The following is a 7,052-nucleotide window of genomic DNA, read 5'->3' on the forward strand; positions in this document are numbered from 1 at the left end:
CAAATCAATTGGTATCTGAATTCACGGCCACTTAAATGTCTTAATTGGCATACACCAATCGAGATCTTCTTGCTTAATCTACGTCACTAAATTCGTTCAAGTTATTTCTTGCAATCTGCCCAATAGATAAAATATTATGTAAACTAACCAAAATCAATCTTATTTAGCATTTGTTCTCGACTGGTTTGATCAAGGCCAAGATACTTTAGTGTCATGGCCTCGCTGGAATGATTTAGCAGACTCATCACCAAACCAATATTATAGTTACTCTGAACGTAAACTCGGTAAGCACCTGTTTTACGCATCGTATGTGTTCCAAGATAATTAATATCTAACAACTCGCCAACTTCGTGCATAACATTATAGAATTGGCGTTCATCAATATGTTTAGTGGGTCGTGTGATTGAAGGAAATAACCATTCGGTAGTTCCCTCAAAATGCATCTTTTTAAGCCATTGCTGATACATTAATAGATCTTGGTTAACCGGTCGTAAATACAAGGTATTCTGTTTATCGGTTTTCTTATCTTTAATAAAAGCATGTTCACGCAACAAGCCATTTTCTTCAAAGACATCTGATTGCTTTAAGCGTAAAACATCACTCACTCGCAACAATGTCGCTTTACCAACTTGAAAGATGGTATAGTTTCGTCGCCCAGCCTTAAAATTGTGAAGGAGTGTGTCTTGAACTTCGGAAAGAATGTTTGAATCCTTAATTGGTAGTACTAATTGTTTCATTTTCCCCACCTAATACTGGTAATGTTATTATTTTGTTATTCACAATAATAACACATCTGTTATTTTATTTAAAACGTGATCCTATCATATCAACATTTACGAAGTGTTATTATATACAAATAACACTTCGCTGCTGAGAATAATTTAAATCTAAGTCAAAATTTAGGGATAATTTCTTTTAAAAGCAAAATTAGCTCTCAGACGCAATGAAAATCAGTTAGACATGTAGTTGTCCATTTGATTCGTTCTGAGAGCTAATTTTATTTCAATAATTATTTTTGATCGTCCTTAAGCTGATCAAGGAGTGCTTGGTCCCGTTGTTCAACGATTTTCTTACCAGCATCCCCTTGCCAATCAAAGAAGCCCTTTCCCGTCTTTAATCCTAATTCATTTTGGGAAACTTTTTTAGCGAGCGCTGGATCAGTTCCGGTTTCGTTAGCTAAATCTGCATATAAGTATGAACTAATATTCTTAAAAACATCCAGCCCGCCTAGATCTGCACTGGCGACTGGCCCAACTAGATTCCAACGACGACCGAGACTATATTTAACAATATCATCAACTGCCTCTGGGCTAGCAATGCCTTTATCGATAATATGGAAGGCTTCCCGCAAAACTGCTAGCTGAATTCGGTTACCGACAAAACCGAGTGCCTCCTTCTTAAGCGGTACAGCATGTTTACCGATCTTATTCATGAGCTTAACGGTAACATCAACCGTTTCTTGATTCGTCTTTTTACCAGGAACAACTTCAACTAACGGCATTAACTGTGCAGGATTCCAAAAATGGGCAACGACAAACCGTTCTGGATGCTGAAGGACACTTTGTAAAGCTGTTGGGCTTAATCCCGAAGTGTTAGTTGCCAAAATTGCTGACTCTTTAACAATCTTCTCAATTTCCGTCCAAACTGACTTCTTAATTTCCTCATTCTCAATAATTGATTCAATTACAAAATCTGCATTTTGACAAGCAGCAGTAAGATCAGTTGTATAGGTTAGCCGGTTTAAAATTTCTTCTGGCTTTTCAGTGATCATTCCAGCATCCACAAAAGTTTTCAGATCATGACGAATCAGCTCTTCACCACGCTGAAGTCCCGTTTGCTGACGATCATAAACTTTAACATTATAACCATTCATTGCAAATTGGAGGGCGATCGCGTGACCCATTGTTCCAGCACCAATATTAGCAATCTCTTTAATTCCGGTTAATTCCATCGTCATCACACTCCTTAATATTACTATTATAATTATAATATATATTATTGGAAAAGTGATTGATATTCACCATATCCTTGAGCAGCTAATTGGTCAACCGGGATAAACCGTAACGCGGCAGAATTGATGCAATATCGTAAGCCTCCGCGATCTTGTGGACCATCAGTGAAGACATGTCCTAAATGAGAATCACCATCCTTGCTACGGACTTCAGTTCTTTCCATTCCAAATGACTGATCACGTTTTTCTTTAACTGCCCGACTCTTAATTGGCTGTGTGAAAGATGGCCAGCCACATCCTGCATCATATTTATCTAAGGAAGAAAACAAGGGTTCACCACTGACAACATCTACGTAAATTCCGGGTTGGTCAAAATGATCATACTTTCCCGTAAAAGGTCGCTCCGTTGCTGCTTCTTGTGTAACCGCGTATTGTGTTGGCGTTAATTTTGCTAATGCTTCTTTTTTCTGCTCTTGATTCATGAGATTACACCCCCATAAGCCATGTTTGTCTTATACTTATAAGATAAACATACTTAATAGATTAATGTCGAGAAAAATGCTTTTATTCTATTGAAAAATATATTCAATTTACGTCTTATGCCTAACAAAATGATCGACGTTAAAAAACTAATTAATACAAAAGTGAGGTAATATCACCAATGGATAAGCCAATGTTAAACAGTGCGCAACTCGTTAAGCATATGCAAGAAAAAGGGATTAAGTTTGAAATTACAACTACTAAAGACGCACGATATATGCTAGACAATGTAAATTATTATTTTAAACTTGCCTCTTATAGGGTAAATTTTCCAAAAAATTCTGATAAAAAATATATTAATTTGGACTTTGCATACTTAACCGACTTAGCATCCATTGATATGCAGCTTAGAGATTACCTACTTGATCTATCTTTGGATATCGAACATGGTATTAAAGTAATTTTACTTCACCAAATAGCAAACGATCCCAAAGAAGATGGATATACTATTGTTAAGGAATTTAAAAATAAATTTCCACAATACTACAATAGAGCAATTAAAACTTTTAAGAACAACCGATATGAAAAAGATATGTTTAATAAGTATCAAGCCACCGTACCTGTTTGGGTATTCATGGAAATAATCACATTTGGTACTTTATTACGTTTCGTAAATTTCTATTATGAGAAAACACACTATAAACGTATTAGACCGATTTATAATCATCTAAAATATAGTAAGCATATTAGAAATGCTTGTGCGCACAGCAATCCACTTCTACTAAATTTATTTTCATCAAAAGAGTTTTTACCCCACCCTTCTGATCCAGTAAAAGCTGCAGCAAGATTAATGGGTGTTTCAAATGGATATTTACAAGATTTGAAAGTAAATGATTTAATTTCGCTATTTTACTTACACAAGATTATCGAAAGTAAAAAAATGAGCGAACACCGTATCAGACAAGGAAAAAGGCTTATTAAACGATTTCACCGTCACAAAGAGTGGTACGCTGACAATACTAAGCTGAACACCTTTTTCACAATACTTACGCAAATGATTGACCACTTAAATATAAAATAGTATTATATATGTATTGAATTAACGGTAAGACCGTTAACTGATGGAGGCCTTGCGCCAAAGTCAGGTATTTATGAAAAGAGTCGATCAAATAAATGATCGACTCTTTTTGCTTAAATAAACTATAATTCTGCACACATGTGTGCAGAATTCACATTTTTGGGTGCTTTTTGAAAATTACTTAAGAAAACAAAAAGCCTACAACCGCTGATATTTAGACGATTATAGACTTTTCATGATTTATCAATAATGCGCCCCCCGAGAGTCGAACTCGGATCATGAGGACCGAAATCTCATGTGCTATCCATTACACTAAGGGCGCCTTACATAGTTTATTTTAATCCTTTTCTAGTAAAATAGTAAGTAGTAATTAATAAATTAGAGAATTTAATCTCTAATAAAAGGGAGAACGCCATGCTACCACAAAAATTTATCGCGATTGATATTGATGGAACATTATATGACGACAATGATTATTTTGATCGTCAACGCTTTAACCGTGATTATCAAGAACTCTTCAATAAGGGGATTCTTCTAATTGTTGCGACAGGAAATAGCTATGATGCGGTTCAAGCAATTTTCCAGAGATGCCCAGTAAATACATTCGTTGCCGAAAATGGTGGTCGAATAGTTATTAATAATCAAGATGTAATTAGTCATGTTCATCCACAACCACTATTAAAAGATTTAATTAAGTTTCTTATTCAGCAAGATTATCATCCGGATCTCTTTTCGCTTTCGGGAGCTTCAAATACCTTTATTGGCAACAAATTCAAGGATGTTTCCGTCCCATTCTACCCTCATCATCAATATTTCTCGTCACTTGAACAGGTTAACGAACCGATATATAACGTCAACTTAAATTGGTTTAAAAGCCGCCCACAATTATCAATAATTGAAAAGGTGATCCAATCCATTAACAACGCTTTTCCTAAGATGGTTCAGGCTACTTATAGCGGTGCTTACGGGATCGATATTTTACCATATGGGGTGAACAAGGCAGCTGGACTAAAGGAACTAATTAGTCACTTTCCTGGTAGAAGTCTTGCTGACGTAACTGCATTTGGTGATACTAGTAATGATCTTGAAATGATCCAAGAAAGTGGTATCGGTTTTGCAATGAAAAACGCTACCCCCGATTTAAAACGAGTTGCTGACCAGATTACCCAACGAGATAATAATCATGATGGTTTACTTTATGAAATTGAAAATCAATTTTTAAGTTAACGATTGAAAATATATTATGTAAACTTAAGTAAAAAAGAACCAATGCCTTACCAATCTTAAACGGTAGACACCGGTTCTTTTTGTCTTTACTCAATTAAATTAGTAAACAGCTCCATCATAGAAGTTAAAGGATGGTTTGTTGAAATCAAAAGACGCTAATTCAGACATCTTAATAAATTGGTCGGCAATTCCCCAACTCATTAAATTAATTGGTTTTCCCCAATCTTCATCCGGAATAACAACCAGAATGTGCTTGCCAAGTGCAGAGGCCATCCCTAGTTCGACCCCCATTCCAACATCTTCTTCCTTAGGGATATAAACGGCTAATAATAAGTCACTAGTTGAAACACCAACTCGATCACCATTATAAGTAGCTGTTGCCCATTCACGGTCTTCTAGCAGCTCAGGGTGTTCATCAACCCTTAATCCCTTATATTGGTGCTCTAATGGAACGTATGAGTTTTCTACATCAACCGTTGGATTTTCCTTAATTGCTGCCATTGCATTCTTATAAGCCTTGTTTTGATTATCTGTAAACCAACCGGCGCAAAAGTAAACAGTCTTTGTCTTTTGACCCACGAAATTTCCTCCTCTAATTAAAACAATCAGATCATATTTTAGCATACGAATGAAAAAAGTGCTTACGAAAAAAATTTAAATCTGGTAGACTAATCAATCGTTGAGTAAAGGAGTGAAGAAATATAATGGATAATACTCAAAATAATACTGCACGAAAGCAGCTTGCGCATCCTAAACTAGCAATGGTAGCAATGTTATTAGGAGCTTTTGTGGGAATGTTAAGTGAAACCTCACTTAACATTGCGCTTCCCAAACTAATGTTGTCCTTACGTGTCAATATGGCAACTATTCAGTGGTTAGTTACCGGGTACATGCTTGTTATTGGAATTATTCTTCCCTTATCAAGCCTAATTTCAAAATGGTTTACTACTCGTCAGATCATTATCTTTGGTTTACTAAGCTTTATCATTGGGGCGGTTATCTCCGCTTGTGCAAGCAGTTTTCCAGGAGTGTTAATCGGTCGAATGGTACAAGGGATTGGAACCGGGTTGATTCTTCCACTAATGTTCGCCGTCGCAATGCAAATCTTTCCACCCCAAAAGCTTGGGGCTGTATTGGGAATCTGTGCACTAGTAATTATGTTTGCACCAGCGATTGGGCCAACACTTACCGGACTAATTCTTGCTAAACTTTCTTGGCGCTGGATCTTCTGGCTATTTATCCCGTTCTTAGTCTTAGCGCTAATTTTTGCAATAACTTCATTAGATAACGTTAATAACGTTAGTAAACCACATGTCGACTGGCTTTCAATTATTGAATCCGCAGTTGGTTTTTCTGGGCTAGTCATTAGTGCTAGTCTCTCTAGTCGTGATGGCTGGCTATCAGTTCCCGTTCTCTCGGCATTAGTGGTTGGAGTAATTGTTTTAGGATTTTATATTCACCGCCAACTCCACTTAACAGAACCAATTCTTAATCTAAGGTTATTTAAAATTCCGGCCTTTAGGACAGGAGCTCTGTTAGTGATGCTCGATTTTGGGATCATCCTTTCAGCAATGTACTTATTACCAAACTACCTACAAAATGGTTTGTTGATTCCGGTTGCTCTTACTGGTATGATTATGCTTCCCGGAGGAGTGATCAATGCTATTACATCTGCACTAGCCGGTCGACTTTACGATAATATTGGCGCTAAAAAACCAGTAATGATTGGCTTAGTTATTGCACTAATCGGAACTATTATGTTTGCAAGTACTTCAAATCATTCATCGGTTGGTTATATCATTATGGCTCATGTGATCTTAATGATTGGTTGTCCATTAGCAATGTCCCCCGCGCAGACTAGTTCGCTAAACTCCCTCAATGGTCTTGAATCAGCAGATGGAAGTACAATTCTTAACACTCTCCAGCAAATTGTTGGTGCATTGGCAACTAGTTTCCTCGAATTTGGGCAAAAGAATGTTACTGGTACTGCAGCTCTTAAATTTACTAATGGGTTCCACTATGGAATTTACTTTACCCTTGTCTTAGTTGTGATTGCCTTAATTCTTTCCTTTAGGCTTCAAGACCGCGCTAAGAAAACGCAAGATATTAATTAGCTATCTAATTAGCTATCGGTTGCAATTTCTTGGCAAAATGCTGATAATAAGACCAACCGCCTATTAACTATAAGGAGTTGGTGTCAACACCGATTTTAAAATGTAGGATTTCACCGGTTTAAAAATGTCGTTTTTCACCGATTTACTTTTGTGTCTTTGTGTGTTCTTGATAATCTTTCATTCGATATGATTTTCCAGTAAT

7 protein-coding genes and 1 tRNA gene are annotated in these 7,052 nt (G+C 36.5%); 3 read left to right on the forward strand and 5 right to left on the reverse strand.

Features of this window, described 5'->3' with window-relative positions:
* Positions 1-143: 143 nt before the first annotated feature.
* From HUK49_RS10045 to msrB, 3 genes are all read right to left on the reverse strand, one after another.
* Positions 144-737, reverse strand: coding sequence for a site-specific integrase (locus HUK49_RS10045; protein WP_191913619.1), 594 nt, complete (start codon positions 735-737; stop codon positions 144-146).
* A 272-nt stretch (positions 738-1,009) separates the two neighbouring features.
* Positions 1,010-1,951 carry a 3-hydroxyacyl-CoA dehydrogenase family protein gene (locus HUK49_RS10050; RefSeq protein ID WP_235981130.1) on the reverse strand — a complete coding sequence of 314 codons (942 nt, stop codon included), beginning with the start codon at positions 1,949-1,951 and terminating at the stop codon, positions 1,010-1,012.
* A gap of 44 nt (positions 1,952-1,995) precedes the next feature.
* Positions 1,996-2,433, reverse strand: a complete 438-nt coding sequence (gene msrB, locus HUK49_RS10055; protein ID WP_148444625.1) for a peptide-methionine (R)-S-oxide reductase MsrB — start codon at positions 2,431-2,433, stop codon at positions 1,996-1,998.
* Positions 2,434-2,612: 179 nt separating this feature from the next.
* Between msrB and HUK49_RS10060 the strand changes: the two genes are divergently transcribed.
* Entirely contained in the window at positions 2,613-3,512 is a 900-nt protein-coding gene (locus HUK49_RS10060) for an Abi family protein (protein ID WP_191913621.1), read from the forward strand.
* A gap of 247 nt (positions 3,513-3,759) precedes the next feature.
* Here HUK49_RS10060 and HUK49_RS10065 read toward each other — a convergent pair.
* A tRNA-Arg gene (locus HUK49_RS10065) sits at positions 3,760-3,831 on the reverse strand.
* Positions 3,832-3,923: 92 nt separating this feature from the next.
* Between HUK49_RS10065 and HUK49_RS10070 the strand changes: the two genes are divergently transcribed.
* Entirely contained in the window at positions 3,924-4,736 is an 813-nt protein-coding gene (locus HUK49_RS10070; protein WP_191913622.1) for an HAD-IIB family hydrolase, read from the forward strand.
* A 99-nt stretch (positions 4,737-4,835) separates the two neighbouring features.
* On the opposite strand, the gene HUK49_RS10075 is transcribed toward HUK49_RS10070, so the two are convergent.
* Entirely contained in the window at positions 4,836-5,360 is a 525-nt protein-coding gene (locus HUK49_RS10075; protein WP_102169298.1) for a nucleoside 2-deoxyribosyltransferase, read from the reverse strand.
* A gap of 80 nt (positions 5,361-5,440) precedes the next feature.
* Here HUK49_RS10075 and HUK49_RS10080 point away from each other — a divergent pair, with 80 nt between their 5' ends.
* On the forward strand, positions 5,441-6,850 hold the full coding sequence (locus HUK49_RS10080) for a DHA2 family efflux MFS transporter permease subunit (protein WP_191913623.1): 1,410 nt from the start codon (positions 5,441-5,443) through the stop codon (positions 6,848-6,850).
* Positions 6,851-7,052 lie beyond the last annotated feature (202 nt).

Origin of the sequence: Limosilactobacillus portuensis (assembly GCF_014838735.1) — a bacterium.
Classification (GTDB): Bacteria; Bacillota; Bacilli; order Lactobacillales; family Lactobacillaceae; genus Limosilactobacillus; species Limosilactobacillus portuensis.

What these genes read in the sequence shown, in the direction of transcription:
- HUK49_RS10045 (WP_191913619.1), bottom strand. Translation starts at nt 737, where the DNA reads ATGAAACAATTAGTACTACCAATTAAGGATTCAAACATTCTTTCCGAA.
- HUK49_RS10050 (WP_235981130.1), bottom strand. Translation starts at nt 1,951, where the DNA reads ATGGAATTAACCGGAATTAAAGAGATTGCTAATATTGGTGCTGGAACA.
- msrB (WP_148444625.1), bottom strand. Translation starts at nt 2,433, where the DNA reads ATGAATCAAGAGCAGAAAAAAGAAGCATTAGCAAAATTAACGCCAACA.
- HUK49_RS10060 (WP_191913621.1), top strand. Translation starts at nt 2,613, where the DNA reads ATGGATAAGCCAATGTTAAACAGTGCGCAACTCGTTAAGCATATGCAA.
- HUK49_RS10070 (WP_191913622.1), top strand. Translation starts at nt 3,924, where the DNA reads ATGCTACCACAAAAATTTATCGCGATTGATATTGATGGAACATTATAT.
- HUK49_RS10075 (WP_102169298.1), bottom strand. Translation starts at nt 5,360, where the DNA reads ATGCTAAAATATGATCTGATTGTTTTAATTAGAGGAGGAAATTTCGTG.
- HUK49_RS10080 (WP_191913623.1), top strand. Translation starts at nt 5,441, where the DNA reads ATGGATAATACTCAAAATAATACTGCACGAAAGCAGCTTGCGCATCCT.